At 68.9% G+C, this 24,050-nt stretch carries 18 protein-coding genes; 6 read left to right on the forward strand and 12 right to left on the reverse strand.

The features are described 5' to 3' along the window. The 5 genes from SACAZDRAFT_RS07640 to SACAZDRAFT_RS07660 all read right to left on the reverse strand — a co-directional run. Nucleotides 1-4,734 (reverse strand): SpvB/TcaC N-terminal domain-containing protein (locus tag SACAZDRAFT_RS07640; RefSeq protein ID WP_050983505.1); only part of this gene is annotated, 4,734 nt, incomplete at its 3' end. A gap of 133 nt (nt 4,735-4,867) precedes the next feature. Continuing rightward, complete coding sequence (locus SACAZDRAFT_RS07645) at nt 4,868-9,763, reverse strand: LamG-like jellyroll fold domain-containing protein (protein WP_232286381.1); 4,896 nt, start codon at nt 9,761-9,763, stop codon at nt 4,868-4,870. Between the two features lie 346 nt (nt 9,764-10,109). Then, entirely contained in the window at nt 10,110-10,448 is a 339-nt protein-coding gene (locus SACAZDRAFT_RS07650; protein WP_157606961.1) for a hypothetical protein, read from the reverse strand. Nucleotides 10,449-10,567: 119 nt separating this feature from the next. Then, complete coding sequence (locus SACAZDRAFT_RS07655; RefSeq protein ID WP_005440305.1) at nt 10,568-11,524, reverse strand: tetratricopeptide repeat protein; 957 nt, start codon at nt 11,522-11,524, stop codon at nt 10,568-10,570. 87 nt (nt 11,525-11,611) lie between these two features. Next, entirely contained in the window at nt 11,612-11,914 is a 303-nt protein-coding gene (locus SACAZDRAFT_RS07660; RefSeq protein WP_005447777.1) for an MTH1187 family thiamine-binding protein, read from the reverse strand. A 115-nt stretch (nt 11,915-12,029) separates the two neighbouring features. On the opposite strand from SACAZDRAFT_RS07660, the gene SACAZDRAFT_RS07665 reads away from it, so the two are divergent. After that, nucleotides 12,030-12,530 carry a MarR family winged helix-turn-helix transcriptional regulator gene (locus SACAZDRAFT_RS07665; protein WP_005440308.1) on the forward strand — a complete coding sequence of 167 codons (501 nt, stop codon included), beginning with the start codon at nt 12,030-12,032 and terminating at the stop codon, nt 12,528-12,530. Nucleotides 12,531-12,595: 65 nt separating this feature from the next. On the opposite strand, the gene SACAZDRAFT_RS07670 is transcribed toward SACAZDRAFT_RS07665, so the two are convergent. The 3 genes from SACAZDRAFT_RS07670 to SACAZDRAFT_RS07680 all read right to left on the reverse strand — a co-directional run bounded on the left by SACAZDRAFT_RS07670 (nt 12,596) and on the right by SACAZDRAFT_RS07680 (nt 15,144). After that, nucleotides 12,596-12,970, reverse strand: a complete 375-nt coding sequence (locus tag SACAZDRAFT_RS07670; protein WP_005440314.1) for a DUF3817 domain-containing protein — start codon at nt 12,968-12,970, stop codon at nt 12,596-12,598. 156 nt (nt 12,971-13,126) lie between these two features. After that, nucleotides 13,127-14,218: an ABC transporter permease gene (locus SACAZDRAFT_RS07675; protein WP_005440316.1), complete on the reverse strand. Its 1,092-nt coding sequence runs from the start codon at nt 14,216-14,218 to the stop codon at nt 13,127-13,129. Next, nucleotides 14,215-15,144: an ABC transporter ATP-binding protein gene (locus tag SACAZDRAFT_RS07680; protein ID WP_005440324.1), complete on the reverse strand. Its 930-nt coding sequence runs from the start codon at nt 15,142-15,144 to the stop codon at nt 14,215-14,217. The genes SACAZDRAFT_RS07675 and SACAZDRAFT_RS07680 overlap by 4 nt, the downstream gene beginning before the upstream one ends. Before the next feature lie 83 nt (nt 15,145-15,227). Between SACAZDRAFT_RS07680 and SACAZDRAFT_RS07685 the strand changes: the two genes are divergently transcribed. Then, a complete protein-coding gene (locus tag SACAZDRAFT_RS07685) occupies nt 15,228-16,259 on the forward strand; it encodes a class I mannose-6-phosphate isomerase (RefSeq protein WP_005440325.1) in 1,032 nt (343 codons plus the stop codon). A gap of 6 nt (nt 16,260-16,265) precedes the next feature. On the opposite strand, the gene SACAZDRAFT_RS07690 is transcribed toward SACAZDRAFT_RS07685, so the two are convergent. From SACAZDRAFT_RS07690 to SACAZDRAFT_RS07700, 3 genes are all read right to left on the reverse strand, one after another. Further along, nucleotides 16,266-16,970 carry an isocitrate lyase/PEP mutase family protein gene (locus SACAZDRAFT_RS07690; protein ID WP_232286382.1) on the reverse strand — a complete coding sequence of 235 codons (705 nt, stop codon included), beginning with the start codon at nt 16,968-16,970 and terminating at the stop codon, nt 16,266-16,268. Between the two features lie 159 nt (nt 16,971-17,129). Beyond that, on the reverse strand, nt 17,130-17,429 hold the full coding sequence (locus SACAZDRAFT_RS07695) for a YrhK family protein (RefSeq protein WP_005440329.1): 300 nt from the start codon (nt 17,427-17,429) through the stop codon (nt 17,130-17,132). Nucleotides 17,430-17,540: 111 nt separating this feature from the next. After that, nucleotides 17,541-18,719: an acetyl-CoA C-acetyltransferase gene (locus tag SACAZDRAFT_RS07700; protein WP_005440330.1), complete on the reverse strand. Its 1,179-nt coding sequence runs from the start codon at nt 18,717-18,719 to the stop codon at nt 17,541-17,543. 148 nt (nt 18,720-18,867) lie between these two features. Between SACAZDRAFT_RS07700 and mce the strand changes: the two genes are divergently transcribed. From mce to SACAZDRAFT_RS07720, 4 genes are all read left to right on the forward strand, one after another. Continuing rightward, on the forward strand, nt 18,868-19,341 hold the full coding sequence (gene mce / locus SACAZDRAFT_RS07705; RefSeq protein ID WP_198283907.1) for a methylmalonyl-CoA epimerase: 474 nt from the start codon (nt 18,868-18,870) through the stop codon (nt 19,339-19,341). Between the two features lie 126 nt (nt 19,342-19,467). Then, a complete protein-coding gene (locus tag SACAZDRAFT_RS07710) occupies nt 19,468-20,643 on the forward strand; it encodes a coiled-coil domain-containing protein (protein WP_005440334.1) in 1,176 nt (391 codons plus the stop codon). A gap of 77 nt (nt 20,644-20,720) precedes the next feature. Next, on the forward strand, nt 20,721-21,173 hold the full coding sequence (locus tag SACAZDRAFT_RS07715; RefSeq protein WP_005440337.1) for a universal stress protein: 453 nt from the start codon (nt 20,721-20,723) through the stop codon (nt 21,171-21,173). Then, nucleotides 21,170-22,153, forward strand: a complete 984-nt coding sequence (locus SACAZDRAFT_RS07720; RefSeq protein WP_005440338.1) for an adenylate/guanylate cyclase domain-containing protein — start codon at nt 21,170-21,172, stop codon at nt 22,151-22,153. Before SACAZDRAFT_RS07715 ends, SACAZDRAFT_RS07720 begins: the two co-directional genes overlap by 4 nt. Here the strand turns inward: SACAZDRAFT_RS07720 and SACAZDRAFT_RS07725 are convergent. After that, on the reverse strand, nt 22,138-23,865 hold the full coding sequence (locus SACAZDRAFT_RS07725; RefSeq protein ID WP_005440340.1) for a DEAD/DEAH box helicase: 1,728 nt from the start codon (nt 23,863-23,865) through the stop codon (nt 22,138-22,140). The genes SACAZDRAFT_RS07720 and SACAZDRAFT_RS07725 overlap by 16 nt on opposite strands. Nucleotides 23,866-24,050: the final 185 nt, after the last annotated feature.

A 24,050-nucleotide genomic window follows, 5' to 3' on the forward strand; every position in this document is an offset into this window, starting at 1 on the left:
CAGCTCCGGGGCGTACTGCCGCGCCCCCAGCGTCACGAAGCCGGCCGAGTCGTCGATCGTCCCGCCGACGAACCCCTTCTCCCCTGGGAACTCCACCTCCGGACCACGCCGACCACCGAACGGCAGCTGCCAACGCCGCGTCACCTGCATCGACTGCGCGTCCACCGCAAACTGCGAGGTGCCCTGGTGATCACCCAGCAACCACGTCACCCCGGCCTCGGTACGCATCGCAACCGTGGAATCACCAAAGCTGTAGTACCGAGTAGTCGTGGTCTCACCACTCTCCCGGTCCCACCGCAGCTCCTGGCCCTCCAAGTACAGCGTCGCCCCATCGGGATCACGCCGCACCAACCGCTGGCCGTCCGCGTCATACAGGAACTCGGTGACCACCCCGTCCTTCGTGGACTTCACGAGATTGCCCTCGGCGTCCCACTCCAACGTCTGCTCGCCGTCGACCGACATCCGCCGCACCGTGTTACCGGACTCGTCGTAGGCGAACTGCTCCAGCGTGGTGCTGCCGCTCGGGAACTGGCTGGTCACCGACTCCAAGGCATGCCCGCCGTCGGGGTAGGCGTACTCGTGCACCGTGTCGCCGTCGGAGGTGTGCTCCACCTGCGACATCCGGTTGCCCACCTCGTCGTAGGCGAAGGAATGCCAGTACGGCGCGGGCCCACCCAGCGCCTCCACCGCCGGATCGAGCGTGCAGTCACCCGTCGGCGTCCACGCCTCCACCAGCCTTCGCAGGTGGTCGTACCGGAAACACTGCACATCGGCGAGCCCGTCCAGCGGCACGTCCGCGATCGAGGTGACGTTGCCCGCCGGGTCGTACGAGTAACGCGTGTCCGACTGCATCGGCTTCGGCAACTCGGCATCCACGATCGTGCGCGCCAGCCGTCGCGTGTGCTCGTGGTAGTACCGCGACAACCACACCCGCTGCCCCTGCTCACCCAACTGCGTCCGCTGAAGCTCGCCATAGCGGGTGTACTGCGTGTCCGTGACGTATTCCGTGGTTCCCTGCCCACTGAGACCGCCGTGGCTCGTTCTCAGGAAGCCGAGATCGTCATGGACCAGGCTGTACGGCTCCGCCGACAGATCGCCGGCCTCGGCATAACCGATACCACCCAGACTGCCGTCCGGGTTGTAAGCCGCCGTGGTGGTGTACGTGCCGCCGAGACCTTCCTCGGATTCCGGGATCACGATCTGGGTCTTGAGCGGCTGATACAGGGGGTCGTAGATCGAGGTTTTGCGCACGTACGCCTCGCCGTCGACGTACCGCGTCGACGACGCGAGGCGGCCGATGCCCCACTCCGCGGTGTCGTAGGCCCATTCGGCACGCTTCGGACCGTCGAGCGAGCCTTCGTGCACCGCCGTCTTACGGCCGAGGACGTCGTAGTCGATGGCGAGGGTCTCGCCCCGCGCGTCGGTCGTCTCGACCATCTGCCCCGCGGCGTCGAAGGTCTTCGTGGTGACCCCCTTGTCGGGGTCGTCCATCCGGACCTGACGCCCACGCAGGTCGTAGTCGAACTCCCACGCGTTGCCGCCCGGGTCCGTGATCCCGGTGAGGTTCCCGGCCGGGTCGTAGCGGTAGATGGTGCTGTCGAACTCACCTTCCGGCGTGTCGCCGTGGTACTGCCGCAGCTCGGTCATGCGGCCACGCGCGTCGCTGATCGCTGTCGTCGGCGTCCCACCGTCGGGTGGAGTGACGTGGACGCGGTCACCGCCGTACGACGTGATGGTGCGCCACTTCTCGATCCCGCCGCCCTTGAAGATCTCAGCCACCGGTCTGCCCGCGCCGTCGTACTCGACGGTGGTCAGGCCGGGAACCTCCGCGTCCGAGGCGGACCACAGCGTGTCGTCCACGGGCGCGTCGTTGAAGTACGGCTTCGTCTGGTAGTAGGCACGGCCGGCGGAGTCGTAACGGGTGTCGGTGAGCAGGCGCCCACCGCCGAACGCGGGCTGCTGCACCTGCCGCACGCGCAGCAAGCCGTCGTAAAGCTGTTTGCTGGTGACGTATATGCCGTTCGGGCCCAGCGTGTCCGTGGTGATGACCGAAGGTTCGTCTCGTGAGATCTTGTACGAGTAACGGGCGTTGCCGCCCTCGGGACGGACCCGGTTGGGCTTCCACACCTCCACGGTGCGCCCCAGCGCGTCGTAGGCGACCTCGGTCGTGTTGTAGTTCGCGTCGACCACCTTCGTCGGCTTGCCCCACGCCGGTTCGTATGTGGTGGTGGTCTCGTGCCCCTTGGCGTTGGTCACCACGGTCTTCGTGAGAGGGCCGTCGGCGGCGGGGGTGTAGCTCGTGGTGGTCGCCCGGTCGAGAGCGTCACGCTCCTCGGTCACCCGGCCGTGCGCGTCGTAGGCGCGGGTGGTTGCGGTGACGTAGGACTTGCCTCCGTCATCGGTGAGCTCGGCGACCGTGGTCACGTTGCCCCGGCTCGGCGCGGTACCGAAAGCCTGGCCGTCGTAGGAGTAGCGAACACCGCTCACCGCGTCACCGGGGAAACCGGCCTCCTCCGAGCAGGCGACGGACACCGTCTCCTCCTGCGAGGGCAGGGAGAACAGCCACTTCTGCGTGTTGCGCACGTAGCTGGTGCGGGTACACAGGTCGTCGGCCGGATCGGAGACGTCTCCGAGGTCGTTGACCTCGGTGGGCATGCCCTTGTCGTCGTAGGTGGTGTGCTTGCGCGTGACACGGAACTCGCCTGACTCGAGCTTCGTGTAGGTGCGTTCGGTTCCGATGTCGACGAGGTAGGCCTTCAGCATGCCTCGGGTGGCCGTCGGCCCCTGCCACGTCGGTTCGGTGATCACCTTGGTGATCGGCTCGCCACCGTCTCGGGAGTAAGTGGTCGATTCGAGCAGCGATCCCGCGAGCCAGTCGTGGTCGGTGTGCTTCCCGCCTTCCGAGTCCTCGACCGTCACGGACCGGGACCCGCCGGGGATCTCGTCACCGTCCATGCCGCGGAAGTACCGTTCCTCGGTCAGTGTCACCGGTCCGTCGTCGCCACTGCCCTGGCGGATACGAACCCGTTCGAACCCGCGGAACTCGTTCCAGGTCTTGTCCTCCTCATCCACCAGCTCGGACGTGGTGTAGTGCCAGGCCGCGCCGTCGAGATACTCATAGCGGACCACCTGTGGCACCGAACTGGCGATACGGTCGTGGCTGCTCACCGATGCGACGACGTACTTGTGGAAGTAGTCGGTTCGTTCCGCCGAATAGGGCGCCGACCAGGTCACCGGGAAGCAGCGCCGGGTATTCGTCTCCGGTTTGGCCGGCTTCGACTCCGCGGTGCAGTCCGGCTCCGCATAGTCGATCGAGATGACACCACCGGCCTCCGAGACGATCGCGTTCATCCGGTACCGGATCAACGCGGCGTGGCCGTCGATCCCGTGAACCCGGTTCGGCTTGGCGACGCCCTCGAACGTCACCTCGGGGAGTTGGATGTCGTCGTCACCGACGTGCCCGGTGTGGCGGACCGCCGCCAACCAGAGCGTGGGTTTCTCACCGTCGCCCGGATCGGGGAACTCGTGCCGCAGTGTCCACGAGTCCACCGCACGGTAGCCGTCGCCGTCACGTACCTGCGTGGTGATCTTGGCGAGCCGTTTCGTCGACCAGAACGTCGGAGCCTGCTGGTAGTCCTCACACGTGGTGCCGTCGCACTCGAGGTGCCACGGCACGTCCGGCCAGTTCTCCTCCTTCTCCCGCGTACACGTCGATCCCGGCACACACCGATCCGCCACGGTGAAGACGACTCGCCCTGTCGGGGACGTGTTCTCGCCCTCGCGCAGGCCGTAGTCGATGCGCTCCAGCCAGCCGTCCCGGACGTACTCGGTGGGTTCTTCGTTCTCGTTGCGTCCGTACTTGTTCGTGGCGGTCTCGTACTCGTAGTGGATCACGTTGCCGTTCGTGTCCACGACCTTGTCGAGGTTCCACCGGTAAGCCTGGTCGCAAAAGGAGTCTTTGAACTCCGCGGCGTGGCAGGGTTCGCCCGAGTCGTCACCGAACACGGGCACCGTCCAGGTGGAGTCGGCGCCGGAGCGGGACCCGTAGAAGTACTGGGTGCCGTCGACCGTGGTGATCTTCCAGTACTCGCCGTTGTTGTCAGCGTTGTCCGTACCGGTCAGCCGCTGAACCCGTGAGCCGTCGTCGTGTTCCGGCCGCCACTCACCGGTGTCGCTGTCCTTGACCAACCGGGTGGCCGTGCCGTTGATGGAGACGGTCGCGTTGTCGCTGTCCCAGCAGAGATCCGCCGGATTGTCCTCGGGCTCCCCCGGAAGATCGGTGGCGCAACTGGTGTAGGCGCGCTCGACGAACCCCGGCCACATCGCCCAGCCGTCACCCGCCCAGCCGGCCTGGGTGTTCGTGGCACTCGTCAACCCGTCGACCGCCGCCGACGAGTACGACAGCGACACCTCCGGCGCCAACCCACCGGGTGCGGGCGGCACGCGCATCGGATAACTCCACGTGAACGTGCCGGTCTGCGCCGAGACCGCCCAGGTCGCCGACGGCGTCAGTGACGTCTCGGTGAAGGTGCCACCACCCGCCAGGTCCCCACCGGATCCGCCATCCGGTTGATCACCGTGGAGAGCGTCTCTGCGAACTTCGTCCTGCCCTCGCTGCTGCATCGACAGCGGGGAGACGGGTACCGACGGGGTCGACGGCAGTGGAACCGAAGGCCCTCCCGCGGCCTGCGCGCCGGGAGGCGACTCCACCGCGGCCAGCAGGCCGGCAGCCATGATCACGGCAAGGGCTGCTGCCCGTTTCCTACCGTGCCGAGGTTTCGGCATGCGCATTCTCTTCCACCGTGATCGCACGGTTCCTCCCAGATCCCCTCAGTGAAGCGCGGCGAACGCGAGACGTCGGTATCGGTTATGCGGTCGCGATCGGGTATTCCTCGAGAGTCCTCGCGGGTACGATCTGCACGTTCTCGGACTCGTTGCTCGGCATGCGCTGTCCGTCTTCGATCACCCAGACCTGGTCCGAGTTCGGCGTGGTGACAAGCGTGCCGTCGCGCATCGTGTCGGGCAGCAGCATCAACGCCGAGTAGGGAACGCGCATGATCTGCTCCCACGTACGCCCGGTACCGAGGTATTCCTCCTCGTCGAGGAGAGTGATCCGCGCACCACCGACGACAAGGAACACCTCGTCCGGGTCCTCGGAGTCCGGTGCCCGTACCGCGCTGCCCTCGGGGAACTGCGGAACGGACGGGTTCTTCGCATCCGGGTAGGACCGGAACAGCGTCTCGATACGATCCGCGGTCAACCCGCCGGTGTACAGGCGAACGTCGTCGACGGCACCCGGCCAGAATTCAGCAGGTGTACCGGCTGACTTCCCTCGACCGATCTGGAGCCCGCCGTCCGCGTCCCACGCGTTCTGAAGCGTGCCGTCACCAAGGCGCGTGCCGTTAACGTACAACCACAACTTCCCGGAATTCGCTTCATAAACGCCAACGAGATGAACCCATGTATTTACCTCGGTCTCCAACCTCGACAAGGCGGCCTTGGTGACGGTCGCCTCCTCACTGTCGGTCTCCGCCATCTCGAACACCCACGAGCCCAATCGATTCTGGCTGTCCCGGACATGCCCCAGCCGGAACTTGCTCGTGTGCGCTCCGTCCAAGCTCACCGCGGTCGTGGTACCACTCTTCTCGTCGAGCCGTACCCAGGCGGACACAGTGAAACTGCGGTCGAAACGGAGATCGGCTTCGGCAGTGGACACATGGTCGTCCACACCGTCGAGGTGAATCGCGTTGCCGGTCCGTCCCGCCCCGAACTGTGCGCCGTTGTGCAGTGTGCCGGTGCGGCCACCCATCGAGTCGGCGGTCGTGGTCCCGCCGTTTTCGTCGAGCCGCATCTCGTGGACGAGCGTGAGATCGCGGTCCGCGTGGAGGCGAATCTCGTCCTCTCGCAGTGGACGGCTGTACAGCTTAACGTCGTCGACCGCCCCGGCGAGGAAGTTCGCCCACGTCCCACCGTGTAGCGAACGACCGATGCTGACGTCGTTCATCGCGTCCCAGGCTCCGGTGGCGTCTCCTGTACCGTTGAGTGTCCCGTTGACGTACAGCAGGACTCGGCCGTCGACCGCGTTGTACACGGCGGCGAGGTGCGTCCACACTCCCGCCTGTGCCGCCTGCTGCGAGTACACCGTCACGCCTTCGGCGTTGGCGGTGTCGGAGTCGTACATCGCGATGGCGAAGCGGCCGTCCCCTCCGTACGCCAGGTCGAACCTGGCCGACTGTTCGCCGTTCTGGCTGACGATGGTCGACCACTGCGACGGCAGTTCGTCGACCTTCACCCACGTGGACACGGAGAAGCTGTGGGAGGTGCTCACGGCGACGGGCGCACTGGCGTACTCGGTGCTGCCGTCGAGCTCGACCGCGAGATCGCCCGGATTGTGCTCGCTGGACCTGCCGGGAATCCACGACGGATACTCGCCGAGTGAACCGTGGTGTCCTGCACCCGACTCGTCCCGCGCGTTGCCGTCCAAACGCCAGTCCGATTCGACCACGTCGTCACGGCCGATGACGCCTTCGATCTCTGCGGCGGAAACGACACGGCTGTACACCCGGACCTCGTCGAGGCTGCCGTCCCAATAGTCCACGTCCTGGCCCTGCCACCTGGCGCGGCCCATCACGAACGAGCCTGTGGCGTCCCACGTCGCGGTAACTGCACCAGTATCCGCGAGGACACCGTCGACGTAGAGAGAGACCTCGTTGTTCTTGGCGTCGAACACACCGACGAGGTGTGTCCAGACACCGGCCTGCGCTGTCCCGGGTGCGGAGTACGCGCGCCCCGCCAGCTCGCCACTCTGGTCGGGATGGAGGATCGAAAAGCTCCAGCCCGTTTCACGATGCTGCAGCAGGAACCCGCTGTTCTCCGCATCGTCCTGACTCACGGCTGTGAACGCCCCGCCCTCAGGCGCGAGGCGATCGAGTCGCACCCACGCGGCGACGGAGAAACCGTGGTCGGTCCGCACAGCCGGACCGTCCGTGGCGACGTAGTCGTCGACCCCGTCGAGCGTCACCGCACCGTTCACGGCTCCGTCCGACACGAGCGAGGCGCCACCGCTCAGAATGGCACCACCACCACCTTCGACCTCGTTGACGACCGTCGTTCCGAACGCCTGGTCGAATTTCCAGTGTCCGACCTGCACGTCGCCCCGACTGGCCAAGGTTTGCGCTTCGCCCGCTGTCAACGCCCGGTCGTAGACACCGACCTCGTCGATCGCGCCCTTCCAGTTGCCGAGTGGACCACCGTCCCAGTACGCCCGGCCGATCCGGAACTCACCACCGGCGTTCCAGTGGTCGCCGTACGAATCCGACCCCGAGAGCTGGCCGTTCACGTACAGCAGCACCTGCCCCTCGATGGCGTCGTAAACACCGACGAGGTGCGTCCACTCTCCTTGACGGACCCGAGTATCCGAGTTGGCGAAACCGCCGTCGCCTTCGTCGTCCAAGGCGTCCGTTCCCGGTAACGCGAACTGCCACCGGCCGTCCTCCCATGCCTGGAGCAGGAAGCCACTCCGGTGCTCACCGTCCTGGGACAACGCGGTCGAACCACCGGGAACCACCGGATCACCGTCCAAACGCACCCAGGTGGCCACCGAGAAACTCGCATCGGTGCGGACGGCGTTGGCCGCACTGATGTCGTCGTCGACGCCGTCCAACAGTGCGGCGGCGCCCACGGCTCCGGGCCCCCACACGGGATCACCGTGCACCGATCCGTCCCGCTCACCGAGGAACGCGCCATCCTCGGCATTGCCGTCCAGCGGCCAGTGCGACGCCGGTCCGGTGCCCGCCCGGACGTAGAAGTGGTAGGTCGTCATCGGGCTGCGCAGCCCCGCACGGTCCACGCTCTGCACGTAGAGATCGACCGGCCCGTCGCGCGGGGGCGTGATCACAACGGTCGCGTCTCCACCCAGACTGTCAGCGTCCACCTTCGTCGTGGGCGGATCGGAGAAGCCGTAGACGTAGTGGTCCACGTCCTCGACACCGTCTGCTTGGAAGGTGAACTCACCCGGGACATCCACCCCGCCATGCCAGGCGTTGTCCTCCCGGTACAGAACACTCGACACGGTCGGTGCCTGGGCCGGTGCCTGTCGGTCGACCACGAATGTGGGCCCCGATCGACTTGGACCCGACAGAGCTCCGTCGCTGCCGTGGACGGACCAGCTGATGGTCTGCCCGTGTCGGTTCGTCAGGTCGAGCGGAGTGCCGAACGTCGACCCGGACGCCAGTGTCTGCTGCCGGGACATGGTCTCGCCGGTGGGCTCGGCCTTGATGTTCCATTTCGCCGTCAACTGCCCGCCGTCCGGGTCGCTCAGCTTGGCTTGGAGCGTGATCCGGTCGGAGCCGAAGTAGCGCTTTCCGTCGCACCACCGGCACGGCTCCGTGAGCGTCGGGTCCGTGGTCACCGAGGAGGGGGCGTTGGGGGCGCGATTGAACTCCACCGTCAGCTGTGGGTAGAAGTTGACACCGTTCTCCTTCTTGACGTGGAACCTCTTCCAGCCGTCGGGGTCGTTGCTGTTCTCCTCCTTGTTCCCGGCCTTGAGCCCGAACGTCACCGAATTCCAGCCCTCGTCGGCGGCTTGCTGGACCGCGCTCTCCGCGTCCATCCCCACCCAGGTGGGACCACAGGACTGGCCTGCCTTCGCCGCGGACTTCGCCTCGGCGATGTTCCGCAGCCACGCAGGTTGGCGATCCCAGGTCGTGGTCGTGCTGATGTCACCGGTGAGGTACAGGTACATCGGCTTGACAACCGCTTCGTCGCACGTGTTCGAGTTCTTCCAGACCTGGTAGATCCGAAAGTGAGCTTCCTCGATCTGTGCGCCGTCGAGCATGCTGGTGGAGAACCGGAAGAACGAGCGATCCAGGTACGCGCTCGACCACTCAGGCGCGTGCCCGATTCGCGCCACACCCTTGTACCGCTCGTCATCATCGCGTGGCGCGAGGTTCCAGTGCGACGTCGTCGGGTGGGAGCGCCGCACCAATGTCCAGGCCGACTGCCTGGAGGTCACCGAGCTGAAGGTGGGATCGATGACGAGGGGATAGGTCACCGCTGGATCGGTGAGAAGGCTCTGGTCAGGTTCGAGGGATAAGACTCCATCGTCGACAGTGGCCTTGACCGGCGCCTCCTTGCGTTCCGATGAGGTCGTTGCTGCACCCGTCCCCTCGGGTGTCCCTGCTGAGTCCCACATACTCGGCGCCGGTGCATGGAACACGGTGTTCCCGTCGTCGTCGACTGCCTGGATGTTCCCAACACTGTCCGAGTTGACATCGACATTCTCGGTGCGCAACGCGAGATCGATTCGTTCCAGAGCCGGTGACCCAGCAGCCTCCGGTGTCTTCACGACGAATTCGTGGCCGAAGCCACGCGGCGTCGCACGGACCCGAAGATCGACCCCGGGGTGGATCTCTTCGTACGTCGCCGTATCACCTTCGATCGCCGGCACAGGCAGTGCCTCCGACCACTCGAGTGCCAACCGGGCGCCGTCCCGCTCGATGGTGGCGAGAATGCGATCACTGCCGCCGGAGAACGCGACGTCGACGGCCGCCGCTCGGGGCCGAACCGCACCGTCCTCGCCTACGACGAGTCCGTAGTCGGTGTCCACCCAACGTCCGTCACGCCGCGCGCGTTCGGGCACCACCGACTCCTTGAGGGTGAACGTCCCCTCGGGATTCGCCACAACCTGGGTCGTTTCGGTCGTCAACTCGGCGACCTCCACCGGCTCGCCCTGAGCGCGGGCGGCCTCCGAAGCCTCACCCAAGGGATCGGGTTCAGCCGTAGTGGCTTGGGCCGGGTGGGCGAGAGCAGCATGGCTCACCAACGGAAACGACGCGATGAACAAGGCGCTCAGTGCCACAACCACACAGGCGGGCAGCACGAAACCCGCCGATTCAGCTCGGCGCGACATGACGGTATGTCCTCCCCCTGCCACACCGTCCCCGCACGGTAGCGGCCGTGATCAAACGTACGAACGGGATATTCACCCACGTCGCCAAGGCATGCAGCCCCCATTCGGGGGAAGACATGATCACAGATTGGTTCCGCCTGCTACCGTTCCGTGATCACGACCGAGCGTCCACACAGGACGACTATGCACTCGGCCGTCGTCAGCCGTAGTAGCGGATGCCCGCGTAGGTCTCCTGCTGCAAAACGTTGTCACCGCTCGTCGACAGTCGGTGGTCGAGCGGCCCGGTCGACGGCCCGCGCCCGCTCACCGCGGGCATGACGAGTCGGTCGTCGATCGACTGGAACCGCAGTACGACGGGTCCGTCGATCGGGGCGTCCTGCGTGCCGATGGCGCAGTCGCGTGGCAGGAGCGGGCCGTCCAATGCCGCCACGAGGCCGATCTCGCCCTCGCGCTCGTCGCCAAGGCCCAGCGTCACGGCCGTGCCGAGTGCGGCCAGCAGACCAGCGAGCGACAGGGCGAGTGTGCGTGTCAGCGGCATACGGCGAGCATGTCGCCGACGGCCCGGCGAGCACATCGGGCACGCCCCGGAGACGTTCCTGATCTCGCTCCGGGTGTTCCCGGGGACGAGCACACGCCCCTCCCCGGGAACGGGGGACTCTAGAACAGCGCGCTGGCCAGGTCGCGGCGGGCCTTGGCGACGCGGTCGTCGGCCGGGTCGAACAGCTCGAACAGGCTCACGAGGTGTTCGCGCACCCGGTTGCGGTCGTCGCCGGCCGTGCGGCGGATGGTGGCGATGAGCCGGGCGAACCCGTTCTCGACGTCTCCCTGGGCCACCTGCGCGTCCGCCGCCGCGAGCTGGGCGTCGATGTCGTTCGGGTCGGCGTCGGCCTTGGCGATCGACGACGGGTCGGTGCCCTCGGCACGCGCGGCGAAACGCACCTGCACCAGCGCCGCCTTCGCCTGCTCGTTGCCGGGCTCGCTGTCGAGGATCCGCGTGTAGGCGGCTTCGGCGGCGGCGTAGTCACCGCGCTCGAACGCCTCCTCGGCCTCGACGAACCTCGGGTCCTGCGGCTCCTCCGCCGGCTCACCCTGCTGCGCGGCCTGCACGCCGGGCAGCTTGTCGCGCAGGGCGTCGAGCAGCTGCGTCAACCACTGCCTGATCTGCGGCTCGGGCAACGCGCCCGAGAACGCGTCCACAGGCTGCCCCGCCGCGATGGCGACCACCGTCGGGATCGACTGGACACCGAACAGCTGCGAGATGCGCGGGTTGGCGTCCACGTCGACCTTGGCGAGCACCCAGGCTCCGCCGCTCTCGGCCGCGAGGCGCTCCAGCACCGGGCTCAGCTGCTTGCACGGCCCGCACCAGTCGGCCCACAGATCCACCACGACCAACTGCTGCAGCGACCGCTCCACGACCTCGGCCTGGAAGGTCGCCTCGGTCACGTCGATGACCGACGCGTTGGCCGGAGCGCTGCCCTGGCCACCCGTGTTCGGCGTCGTCGTCTGCCGTGCCGCCGCCTCGGCACGCGCCTTCACTGCCGCCAGGTCGACGGCTCCCGAGAGGGCGGCCGACACGGCGGGTGAGTTGTTTCCTGATCCGCGTGGCTGTGTCACGGTTCCATCCTGGCATGGACGCCGCGCGGCGTCAGGGCTGGTCCACGGCGTCCCGCACCGCGCACGCGCCCCCCGGGCCCGACAGGGTCAGGAGTCGCCGAGCTGCTCCTCCACGCGCTGCACCTTCGCCGCCAACTGCCCCTCGTGTCCGGGGCGGATGTCGGCCTTCAACACCAGGCTCACCCGGGGCGAACCCTCACCGGCGGCCTCCACCGCCCGCTTCACGACGGCCATGACCTCGTCCCACTCGCCCTCGATGTTGGTGAACATCGCGTTGGTCTCGTTCGGCAGTCCCGACTCGCGCACGACGCGCACAGCGCGGGCCACCGCCTCGCTCACGCCGCCGTCGTCGTCCCCGCCCGCCGGACTCACACTGAACGCCACGATCATCGCTGCCTCCTCCACCTCGCCTGCCGCGGTCGCACTGTCGCGGGGTGCGACCTCGCCCACCGTGGGCTCCTACCCGCCCCCAGCCTGCCCGCGATCACTGCTAACTTCGAGCCCCATGAAAGGTCCGTTGCCGTTCGACCCGATCGCGCGCGCGGCGCAGCTGTGGGAGGACCGCATCGGGCCCTCCACCACGATGGCCGCCGTCACGGGACTGATGCGGGTCCAGCAGATCCTCCAGTCGGCCGTCGACGCGGCGCTGAAACCGCACGGTCTGACGTTCGCGCGGTTCGAGGCGCTGACCCTGTTGAGCTTCTCGCGTCACGCACGGTTGCCGATGCGCGTCATGGGCGAGCGGCTCCAGCTCCACCCGACGAGCGTGACGAACATCGTCGACCGGTTGGAGAAGGACGGACTCGTCAAGCGTCAGCCGCATCCCACGGACCGCCGGACCACCCTGGTCGAGATCACCGAGGAAGGCAACGCGCGGCGCGAACAGGCCACGAAGGCGGTGACCGACATCGACTTCGGGCTCACCGGGCTCACCGACCGTCAGACGGAACAGCTGACCGAACTGCTGACCCGCGTGCGCAAGGCCGCGGGCGACTTCACCGACTGAACGACCCCAGGACGACACCGCGCCGGGCCGGGATCACTCCGGCCGGCGCGGGTCGAAAAGACGAATCAGGCGCTGGCGACCGCGTCGTCGGAACCGCGGCGCACGTACAGGCCGGTGCCGCCGTACTGCAGTCGCTGGGGGCCGTCGAGCTTGCCGCGACGCAGCGCCCACTTCTCGAACCACCACGTGAACAGCGGCGGGATCGCGGCCAGCAGCGCGAGGACGACGGTGCCGAACCGCCACCCGAGCGGACGTGCCACGGCCAGTGTCGTGACGACGTAGAGAACGAACAGCGCGCCGTGCACCGCGCCGAGCACGGGAACACCGCCCTCGCCGAGCTCGACGACGTACTTCAGGAACATGCCGACCAGCAATCCCGTCCACGACAAGGCTTCGGCGATCGCCACGACACGGAACAAGACGGCAGCCTTGTTCGACACAGTTCCTCCTCGGATAGCCGACCACCACGACAGGGGCGGCCGCACAGCACTCTCCACACACGTCAACCACGCTGTCGGACGGTGTGATTTCCAGTGTGAGCCGTGACCTCGATCACCGGCCTACCGGCCCCTCACCCGGCGAGCGCCGAAACCGGCTCACGGCTCCCAGCGGAAGAGCTTCGCGGCGAGGGCCCCCATGACGACGGTGAAGCCGATCAGCACCAGAGCGGGCACCAGCAACGCCTCCACTCCCTGTCCCCGCACCATCACGGCGAGCATGCCGTCGTTGAGGTGCCGCATCGGCAGCGCCAGCGACACCTGCTGCAGCCAGGCCGGAGCCGCGTCGAGCGGGAAGAACGCACCGGACAGGAACGCCATGGGAAGCGTGATCAGGTTGCCCACGGTGCTCGCGGTCTCCTCCGTGCGGCACCAGGCTCCAGCGAGCATGCCGACGGCGAAGAAGCTGAGCGTGCCGAGCATCAGCAGCGGCAGCGCCAACCACCACTGGCCGGTCAGCTTCAGCCCGAACACGGGAAGCAGCCCGACGCACACGAACAACACGAACTGCGTGGCCGACACCCCGAGCGTCACGAGCAGGCGGGACGTCAACACGGTGCTCGCTCGCACCGGTGCGAGCCGCAGCCTCCGGAGCACCTGGTTGCGCCGCCAGTTCACGAGTGTGATCGCCGCGCCGAACACCGCACCCATCGCCACGGCCCACGACAGGATGCCGGGCGTCATGTACTGGATGGGTTCGAGCGAGGCGTCCTCCACCTGCTGGGCGTCGAGCGAGAACGCGGGTGGCTGCCCGGTCGCCGCCACGTTGGCGTGGTTGACGACGCCGTCGACGATGCCGAGCACCATCTGCGCGGTGTTCTGCTCGCTCGCGGCGAACCGCACGCGCACGGTGTCGCCGTCCTGGGTCACGTAGGCGGGGAGGTCGCCCTCGCGGACCTGCGCCTCCGCCTCGGCGACGGTGCCGACGGTCTCGAGTTCGAGCACCCCCGACTCGTCCAGGGCGGTGATCACCGGTCCCTCACCGACCACCGCGACCGTCAGCCGGCTGTCGCCCTGCCCGCCCAGCAGCAAACCGAAGATCACCAGGAACATCAGCGGGAACAGGAAGGTGAAGAACAGCGTCGCCTTCTCGCGCACGATGCCCTTGAACATCGCGACGGACAGCGCCCGGAACGGCGTCGGCGCCACCGACCCGCGCTGCGGAGTCTGCTTCGCCTCGGTGGTGGTCACGCGCGGTACTCCCTGCCGGTCAGGTGGAGGAACACGTCCTCCAGCGTCGCTGTGCGCACGGTCAGCCGGTCCACGGTGCCGCGCTCGGCCAGCGCCGTGAGCAGCGGAGCCGGAGTGCGCGTGCTGATGGTCACCGTGACGTCGTCGGTGGTGACGCTGTCGGCGCCGGGCAACGCGTGCGCGTCGGCGGGCACGAGCACGCCGGTGTCCAGAGTGAGGTGGGTGGGCGCGTCGAGGTCACGCACGAGCCGGGCGGGCGTGTCCAACGCGAGGATCCTCCCATGGTCCATGATCGCCACGCGGTCGCACAGGACCTCCGCCTCGTCGAGGTAGTGGGTCGTGTAGACGATGGTGCTCCCGCGAGCCTTGATCTCGCGCAGCACGTCCCACAGGTTGCGCCGGGCCTGCGGGTCCAACGCGGCCGTGGGCTCGTCGAGGAACACGAGCTCGGGATCGTGCACGAGCGCGCACGCGATCGACAGCCGCTGCCGCTGCCCACCCGAGAGCTTCTTCTCCGGGGTATCTGCCTTGTCGGCGAGTCCGACGAGTTCGAGCATCTCGTCCGCCCGGGCGGGGCCGACCCCGTAGAGCGCGGCGAAGGTCGTCAGCTGTTCACGGGCCGTCAGCCGCTCGAAGAACGACGACGCCTGGAGCTGCACCCCGATGCGCGGCAACAGCGACTCGTTGCGCGGCCACGGCGACTGCCCGAGCAACCGGACTGTCCCGGAGTCCGGTTCGAGCAGTCCCTCCGCGATCTCCAACGTCGTGGTCTTGCCCGCGCCGTTGGGTCCGAGGATGCCGAAGAACTCGCCTTCGACGACCTCGAAACTCACACCGTCGACCGCGCGGACGTCGCCGTAGTGCTTGCGGATGTCGGACACCGCGAGTGCAGCCGAGACGCCGGAGGATGTGGAGGTGGCCACCATGGGGCAACACTAGTTGATCTCTGCTGCAGGCCAGTGCGGTTCTCCGGGATCTCTCGGTAACGAGTCGAGTAAGTTCTCCGGCCATGAGTGCACCGTCGGCGCCGCTCCGCCTTCCCGCGAACCAGCCCGCCCAGTTCTACCGTGGAGGGTCGGCCATCGCCGCGCTCCGCGGGGCGTCGTCGAGCTGCGCCGACTTCGGACCGGAGGACTGGGTGGCCTCCACGACCACGCTGTTCGGACGCGACACCGACGGCCTGAGCCGGCTTCCCGACGGCCGGTGGCTGCGCGACGCGGTCGAGGCGGATCCGGTCGGCTGGCTCGGACGCGAGCACGTCGACGCCTACGGCTCCTCCACCGCTCTGCTGGTGAAACTCCTGGACGCCGGGCAACGGTTGCCGGTCCACTTCCACCCCGACGACGCGTTCGCCCGCCGCCACTTCGACTCGCACTTCGGCAAGACGGAGGCGTGGATCGTCGTGGGAACCCAGGGCACGGCACCCACCGTGTACGCGGGTTTCCGGGACGCGCTCGACACCCGCACGATCCGGGACTGGGTCGTGGACCAGGACGCACCGACCATGCTGGGCGCGTTGAACGCGCTCCCCGTCGAAGTGGGCGACACCGTCCACATTCCCGCAGGACTGCCGCACGCCATCGGCGAGGGCGTGTTCGTCGTCGAGCTGCAACAGCCCACCGACTTCTCACTCACGCTGGAGTGGCGTGACTTCCTCGGCGACGAGAAGAAGGGACACCTCGGCCTCGGCTTCGACACGGCCCTGCGGGCACTCGACACCTCCGCCTGGGACGAGGAACGGCTCACGAGCGTGATCCGCCGGACCGCGACCGACGACGCGCCCGCCGTCGACCTGCTCGCCCCCGCCGCCCGCCCGTTCTTCCGGGCCGACCGACTCCGGCCGACGGCACCGCTCGCGCTGGATCCGTCGTTCGCCGTGCTCGTCGTGCTCGCGGGCCGCGGTTGCCTGCGCACGGTGAACGGCGAGGCCCAGCAACTGTCCACAGGAGACACCTGGGTGGTGCCGTACGCGGCCGGGGAACTCGAACTCGACGGCGACGTCACCGTGATCCGCTGCCGCCCACCCGCCCCGCGACGCTGAACCCGGTCAGGCTGGGTATTGCTCGGCGAGCTCGGTCAGGAACCGACCGAGCGCTGTCCGGACCATCGTGCGGAGCCCACCGCCCAGCGAGACCCTCGCCACCCCGAGAGCGGCCAGCTCGGCGAGATCCGGTCCACCCGGCAGCAGGGTCACGTTGACGGGTGCTGAGCCGAGTTCGGTCGTGATCGTGCGGATGACCTGCGCACCTCGCACGTGGATCGGGTACACGACGTCCGCGCCCGCCGCGAGGTAACACCGGGCACGATCAAGGACCTCGGGCACCAGCTCGCGCTCGTCCGGCCCGCTGTCGTGGCACGCCAGAAAGGAATCGATCCGCGCATTGATCACCAGGCGGTCCCCGGCACTCTCCTTGAGCGCGGCGACCAGCTCCGCCTGCTGGTCAGGGTGACGCCGCGCGCCGGTGCGGTGGTCGGTGTCCTCGATGTTGAACCCCGACGCTCCCGCCTCGACGAGTCGCTCGACCAGCTCGGCCGGCGGCAGTCCGTAGCCGGACTCGGCGTCCACCGTGACCGGCACGTCGACCACCCGCGCGATCCGGCGCACGACGGCCAGCATCTCGTCGACCGGGGCCTGCTCGCCATCCGGATAGCCGAGACTGCGCGCAACCGCCACGGAACTGGTTGCCACCACCGGGAAGCCTGTCTCCAGCACGGCGGTGGCCGTGTCGGCGTCCCACACGTTCGGCAACACCAGAGGTGTCCCCGCGACGTGCAGAGCTCGTAGGCGTTCAACGGCCGTGACAGGCTGCTCTTGTCGACTCACGCCGACGAAGCTAGCGCGTGAGCGCACCCCGGCGAAGATCCAGTTCGGGCGCGAGACCGGAATCCACTTTCACCGCGCGGGCGGTCCTCAGAAGTCACGTGACGTCTCGGCACCGGCACCGCCGACCCGCTGCAGGTGGACTCGCCGGACCAGGCGGATGACCGGACGTGCCAGGAGTTGGAGGCTTCCGAGCAGGAAGCACCACGTGCCGGCGGTCGTGGTCGACGTCCAGAAGAACAGCACACTGCCCACCACGAACCACAACGCGATGAGCAGGTCGTTGCCGATGCTGACGAGCTCGTACCGTCGACGGAGGATCAGTTCCTCGTGCCCGAACGTGACCGTCAGCGTGTCGCGCCCGTCGTCGGGTCGGTCGGTGTCCGGCATGGCCCCACGGTGACAGCGCCGGCCCCTTGCCGCAGCGCTGGCCGGGTGAGCCTCGCGGAACCCGATCACTGGTGCGCACCCGCGCGGCGGCGGGTGCGCACCAGAACCCGATCAGACCTTGAGCAGCAGCGCGTCGCCCTGGCCGCCACCGCCGCACAGCGCGGCCGCACCGAGCCCGCCGCCCCTGCGCCGCAGCTCGTGCACCAGGTGCACCACCAGGCGTGCGCCCGACGCGCCGATGGGATGGCCGAGCGCGATCGCACCGCCGTTGACGTTGACCTTCTCCTCGTCGAGGCCGAGCTGGCGCGCCGACACGACGCCCACCGCCGCGAACGCCTCGTTGATCTCCACGAGGTCGAGCGCGTCGGCCTCCAGCTTCGCCTTGGCGAGAGCGGCCTTGATGGCGTTGGACGGCTGCTCGTGGAGGCTGGCGTCCGGGCCCGCCACCACGCCGTGCGCACCGATCTCGGCGAGTGGGGCGATACCCAGCTCCTCCGCCTTCGCCCGGCTCGCCACGACCACCGCCGCAGCGCCGTCGGAGATCTGGGACGCCGAACCGGCGGTGATCGTGCCGTCGGCGGCGAACGCGGGACGCAGGCGCGCGAGGCCCTCGGCGGTCGTGTCGGCACGCACGCCCTCGTCGGTGGAGAACACCACCGGGTCGCCCTTGCGCTGCGGGATCTCCACGGGCGCGAGCTCGTCGTCGAACACGCCGTTCGCGGCGGCCTTCGCCGCACGCTGGTGCGAACGCGCCGAGAACGCGTCCTGCTCCTCGCGGGTCAGCCCGTAGCGGGCGTTGTACCGCTCCGTGGACTCGCCCATGGCGACCTGGTCGAACGCGCAGAACAGGCCGTCGTGCGCCATGTGGTCGACCAGCGTGGCGTCGCCGTACTTCACGCCCGTGCGCGACTTCGGCAGCAGGTGCGGGGCCTGCGACATGGACTCCTGCCCGCCGGCGACCACGAGGTCGAACTCTCCGGCGCGAATCAGCTGGTCGGCCAGCGCAATGGCGTCGAGGCCCGACAGGCACACCTTGTTGATGGTCAGCGCGGGGACCTCCATGGGGATGCCCGCCGCCACGGCGGCCTGCCGCGCCGGGATCTGCCCGGCTCCGGCCGTGAGCACCTGGCCCATGATCGTGTACTGGACGGCGTCGGCCGGAACACCGGCCCGCTCGAGCGCTGCCTTGATGGCGACCCCACCCAGCTGCGCGCCGGAGAAGTCCTTCAACGAACCGAGGAGCCGGCCAATGGGGGTACGAGCGGCACCCAGGATCACGGAACCGGACACAAGAGGCCTCCTGCAATCATCGACGTCGACGCTGCCGGACGCTGTAGCGCGTCAGCGATGGATCGACGATACCGCCTCGACGCCGGGCGTCGGGGGATCGCGACGGATGTCACTGCCGCGCCACCGCGACGCCGTCTATTCTCCGGGCATGCACGAGGCACCGCAGCCACTCGACCCCCTGTCGTCGTTCGTCACGGCCGTCGACCACGTCGGCATCGCCGTGGCCGACCTCGACGCCGCGATCGCGTTCCACACGAAGCATTTCGGGCTCGAGGTCACCCACATCGAGGTGAACGAGGAACAGGGCGTGCGCGAGGCGATGCTGCGTGCACCCGGCGACACGGAGGGCGCGGCGGTGCAGTTGCTCGCCCCCGCCACCCCCGAGTCGACGATCGCCAAGTTCCTCGACCGGAACGGTCCCGGGCTGCAGCAGCTGGCCTACCGCGTGACCGACGTCGAGGCCGCGGCGGAGGCACTGCGGTCGGCGGGACTGCGGGTGCTGTACCCGCAGGCACGACGCGGCACCGCGAACAGCAAGGTCAACTTCGTGCATCCCAAGGACGCGGGCGGTGTGCTGGTGGAACTCGTCGAGCCTGCGGCGGACCAGCCCGCCACCCACTGACGGTCCCGCCCACCGAACGCGTCGGTCGGCGCCCCGAATGGCACTGACCAGCGATCAGAGCCGTCCACTCGCCCCATCGGACTCTCCGAGACGTGCACGTCCAACCCGCCCGCTAGGGTGGGGACCATGAGCCTTGGCGAGGAACGGGAGCTCGTGCCGCTGGGAGCCGGTTTCGACTTCGAGAAGCGCGGATACAACCGCGCGCAGGTCGACGAGCACTTGGAACGGCTCGACGCCGACATCAAGATGCTCATGTCCGATCGGGACGCGGCCATCTCACAGGCCGACGACCTGGCAAGGCAGCTCGAGTCCGCGCGGATCGAGATCGACGATCTGCGGGGACAGGTCGAGCGGCTCGCCCAGCCGCCCACGACCATCGAAGGACTGTCGGAGCGCCTCCAACGGATGCTGCGGCTCGCGCAGGAGGAGGCGAGCGACACCAAGGCCAGGGCGGAGGCCGAGGCCGGCCACATCCGGGCGAAGGCCGAGTCCGACGCCAGCGCCATGCGCGCCCGCTACGAGCAGCTGCTCACCGAGCTGGCCGAGCGCCGCAAGCAGATGGAGGCCGAGCACGCGAAGGTGCTCGAGGACGCCCGCGCGGAGGCCGCGCGCATCACGTCCGAGGCCGAGCAGGAGCGCGCGCGGCTCGACCGCGAGGCGGAGCAGCGGCGCACTCAGGTCGAGGAAGACTTCGAGATCGCGATGTCGCAGCGGCGCACCGAGTCGATGCGCGTGCTCGCCGAGCAGGAGGCCGCGAGCAAGGCCGAGGCCGAACGCCGCGTCCGGGAGGCCACCGACGAGGCCGCGAGCATCCGCGCCCAGGTGGCCGACGAGCGCGCCAAGGCCGAGGCGGAGATCGAACGCCGGCGTCGCGAGTCCATCGAGGACGCCAACCGCCGCAAGCAGGACTCGATCAGCGAGGCCAACGCCCGCGTCGCCGAAGCCACCGACGAGGCCAAGCGCCGCATCCGGGAGGCCACCGACGAGAGCACCCGCCGTGTCGCCGAGGCGACGGCTCGGGTCGAGGAGCTGCGGACCCTGCGCGCCCGCATCGCGGAGCAGGTCAAGGCCGCCAGGTCCATGCTCGCCGAAGCCGAGTCCGCGCTGGGCAACGCCGAGCCGAAGGACGACGCGGCCGCCGCCCCGGGCAACGGTGATGGCGACAGCTCCAACGGTTCCGACGGCTCGGGAGGCTCCGCGGAGACCGAGGCGGCGGACGCGTCGGCCCACAACGGCGACGGCGCCTCCGCGCCGACCGTCCGGGTCCGTGCCGTCACCACACCGAAACCAACTCGCGAGTAGGTAACTGCTGCGCGGCCATCCGGGACCCGCTACTGTCAGCCTCCAGAACCGGTACGACCACCCCACTGGAGGACCGGATGGCCGCCTATACCACCGTTGTCGTCGGTACCGACGGTTCGGACTCGTCGCTGGCCGCCGTCGAGCGGGCCGCGAAGGTCGCAGCCGACTCCGCCGCCACCCTCGTCATCGCATGCGCGTATCACCCGGCGGGCCGGGAGCGCGTCGACAAGGCTCAGGACGTGCTCGGCGACGAGGAGGCATACCAGGTGGTCGGTTCGGCACCCGCCGAGGAAACCCTGCGTGCGGCGGCCGAGCGAGCGGCGAAGGCCGGCGCGACGGCCGTGGACACCGTGGCGGCGGTCGGTGAACCGGTGGACTGCCTGCGCAAGATCGTGAAGGAACGCTCCGCCGACCTGCTCGTGGTCGGCAACCGGGGACTCAACACACTGGCGGGCCGGATCCTCGGCTCCGTGCCCTCCGAGGTCGCTCGCAAGTCCGGGGTGGACGTGCTCATCGTCCACACCACGTGACCGCGTCGAGCGGCGGGCTGTCGCCCGAGCTCGAACGCGTGTTGCTCGGAGGGCCGCGCCGGTACACGCGCCTGGAGGTCGCCGCACGCGCCGGGGTGTCCCCCGACCGTTCGCAGGCGTTGTGGCGAGCGCTCGGCTTCGCCACCGTCGGAGACGACGAGGTGGTCTTCACCGACGCCGACGTCGAAGCGATGCGGATGACCGACCGGTTGATCGACGACGGAGTTCTGGACCAGGACCTGGAGACCGCCGTCGCGCGGGCCATCGGTCTGCACATGTCGCGGCTGGCCGAGTGGCAGGCGGAGCTGTTGCGGGCGCTGCTCGCCGATCACCCGCACCTCGCCGGGACTCCCGACGAGGTCTCCGCGCTCATCGAGCGTCTGCTGCCGCGCCTGCGGCACGTGCACGACTTCGTCTGGCGCCGCCACCTGGCCGCCAACGCCGGGCGGGCACTGGCGGCGGGTGAACAGCTGGAGGAGCGCACGCAGGTCGTGGGGTTCGTCGATCTCGTCGGCTACACCCGCATGGTGCGACGCATCGACGAGGCCGAGCTCAGCGACATCCTCGAACGGTTCGAGTCACTCGCCACCGGCCTGGTCGCCGACCACCACGGGCACGTCGTCAAGCTCATCGGCGACGAGGTGCTGTTCGTGTGCTCGGATCCGACGGACGCCGCCGAGATCGCCTTGTCCCTGGCCGAGGCCGCGAGCGCCGACGACCTTCTGCCCGCGGTCCGCGGTGGTCTCGCGTCCGGTCGCGTGCTCAGCCGCTTCGGCGACGTCTACGGATCGGTGGTGAACCTCGCGAGCCGACTCACCTCGATCGCGCGCCCCGGGACCGTCCTCGTCAACGCCTCGCTGGCGGAGACCCTCGACGGCGAGCCCGGGTTCCGGGTGCGCTCCCTGCGGTCGGTGCCCGTGTCGGGTTTCCCCCGTGTGCGACCGGCGGTGCTCCGCCGCGCCGCTCAGCGGCTCGCGTGACGTTCGCGGCGGACGATCACCTTGCGGCCCTTGATACTGCTGTCCCGCAACGCCGTGATGACGTGGTCCGCCGCGGTGTCGGGCACGTCGACCAGCGAGAACTTGTCGGCGATCTCGATGGCCCCGACGTCCTTGCCGCGCAGCTCCGACTCGCCGGCGATGGCGCCCACGAGGTCCTGAGGGCGAACGCCCGCCCTGCGTCCCAGGCCGACGAACAACCGTGTCATCCCGCCACTGGGGCGACGGCCGCCTCGCTTGTCCCGGGGGCCGTGGCCCTTCGCGTCGCGACGTCCCCTGAAGTCGTCCCGGGGTCGTAGCTCCACCTCGGGGATCTCGTTGTCGTCGTCCGCGGTGCCCTCGGCCTTGTGCGCGAGCTTGACGGCGGCGAGAGCGATCTCGACGACGTCGAACTCCTCCGACAGCGGTTCCACGACCACGCGGTAGGTGTCGAGGTCGTCGGCCTCGGCCAACGTCTCCCGCAGCGCCGCGCGCGTCAGCTCCAGCCGACGCGCACGCAGGTCGGCCACCGTCGGCAGCTTGCGCACGGGAATGGTGTGGCCGGTGACCCGCTCGATGGTCTTGATCATGCGGTGTTCGCGCGGCTCGGCGAGGGTGATGGCGCTGCCCTCGCGTCCGGCACGCCCGACACGGCCGATGCGGTGCACGTACACCTCGGGCGCGCTCGGCACGTCGTAGTTCACGACGTGGGTGAGCTGGTCGATGTCCAGCCCGCGGGCGGCGACGTCGGTGGCGACCACGAGGTCGGCCGTCCCGGCGCGCAGCCGGCCCACCACGCGCTGACGCTGGGTCTGGTCCATGCCGCCGTGGAGCGCTTCGGCCCGGTAGCCGCGGGCGTTCATGGTCTCGGTGAGCCGGTCGACCTCCTCGCGCGTGCGGCAGAAGACGACCGCGGCCTCCGGAGCCTCGATGTCGAGGACCCGGCCGAGTGCGGCGGGCTTGTGTCCTCGGGGAACCACGTAGGCGGCCTGCGTGACCGAGGCGGCGTCCTCGCTCATCGACTCGGCCCTCGACAGCTCGATCCGCCGCGGCTCGCGGAGGTAGCGACGGACGAGACCGGCGATCCTCGGAGGCATCGTGGCCGAGAACAGCATGGTCTGCCGGTCGTCGGGCGTGCGCTCCAGGATCGCGTCGATGTCCTCGGCGAAACCCATGTCGAGCATCTCGTCGGCCTCGTCCAGCACGACCATGCGCAGCGTCGACAGGTCGAGCGAGCCACGGGACAGGTGGTCGAGCGCCCTTCCCGGGGTGGCCACGACGACGTCCACCCCGGTCTCCAGGCTGCGGAGCTGACGTCCCATTGGTTGCCCACCGTAGACGGGGACGACCCTGATTCCGAGGCGATGCCCGTAGCGGTACATCGCCTCGCACACCTGCGCCGCGAGTTCACGGGTGGGCACGAGCACGAGTGCGCTCGGCGCGACTCCCCGCTGCTCGACGTCCGCAATGCGGTGCAGCACCGGCAGCGAGAACGCCGCCGTCTTACCGGTGCCCGTGGCCGCCTGGCCGACGACGTCGGCGCCGTCGAGCAACGGAGGAATCGCGGCCCGCTGGATGGGCGTCGGCTCCTCGTAGCCGAGATCCGACAGCGCCGTCAGCAGCTCCGGCCTCAGCCCGAGCTCGCCGAAGGCGGAGGTCGAACCGGAGTCGGACGCCTCGAGGCCGTTGTGCGATTCCGCCGTGATGGCGACCATGAAAAAGCTCCTGCTTCTGGGGGTTGATCTTCTCGGTGACGCCACGGCCGTGGCACCACCCAGGCAGGGGCGGCAACCTACGGTACTCGCCGAACAGGTGATCGATCACCTCGGTGAAAGCGCGCTCGGCACCGTCACCCCAGTGACGACGTTCGCGGGACACCATGCATTCCCGCACGGCGCGC

The sequence above is a fragment of the Saccharomonospora azurea NA-128 genome (assembly GCF_000231055.2).
Taxonomy (GTDB): domain Bacteria; phylum Actinomycetota; class Actinomycetes; order Mycobacteriales; family Pseudonocardiaceae; genus Saccharomonospora; species Saccharomonospora azurea.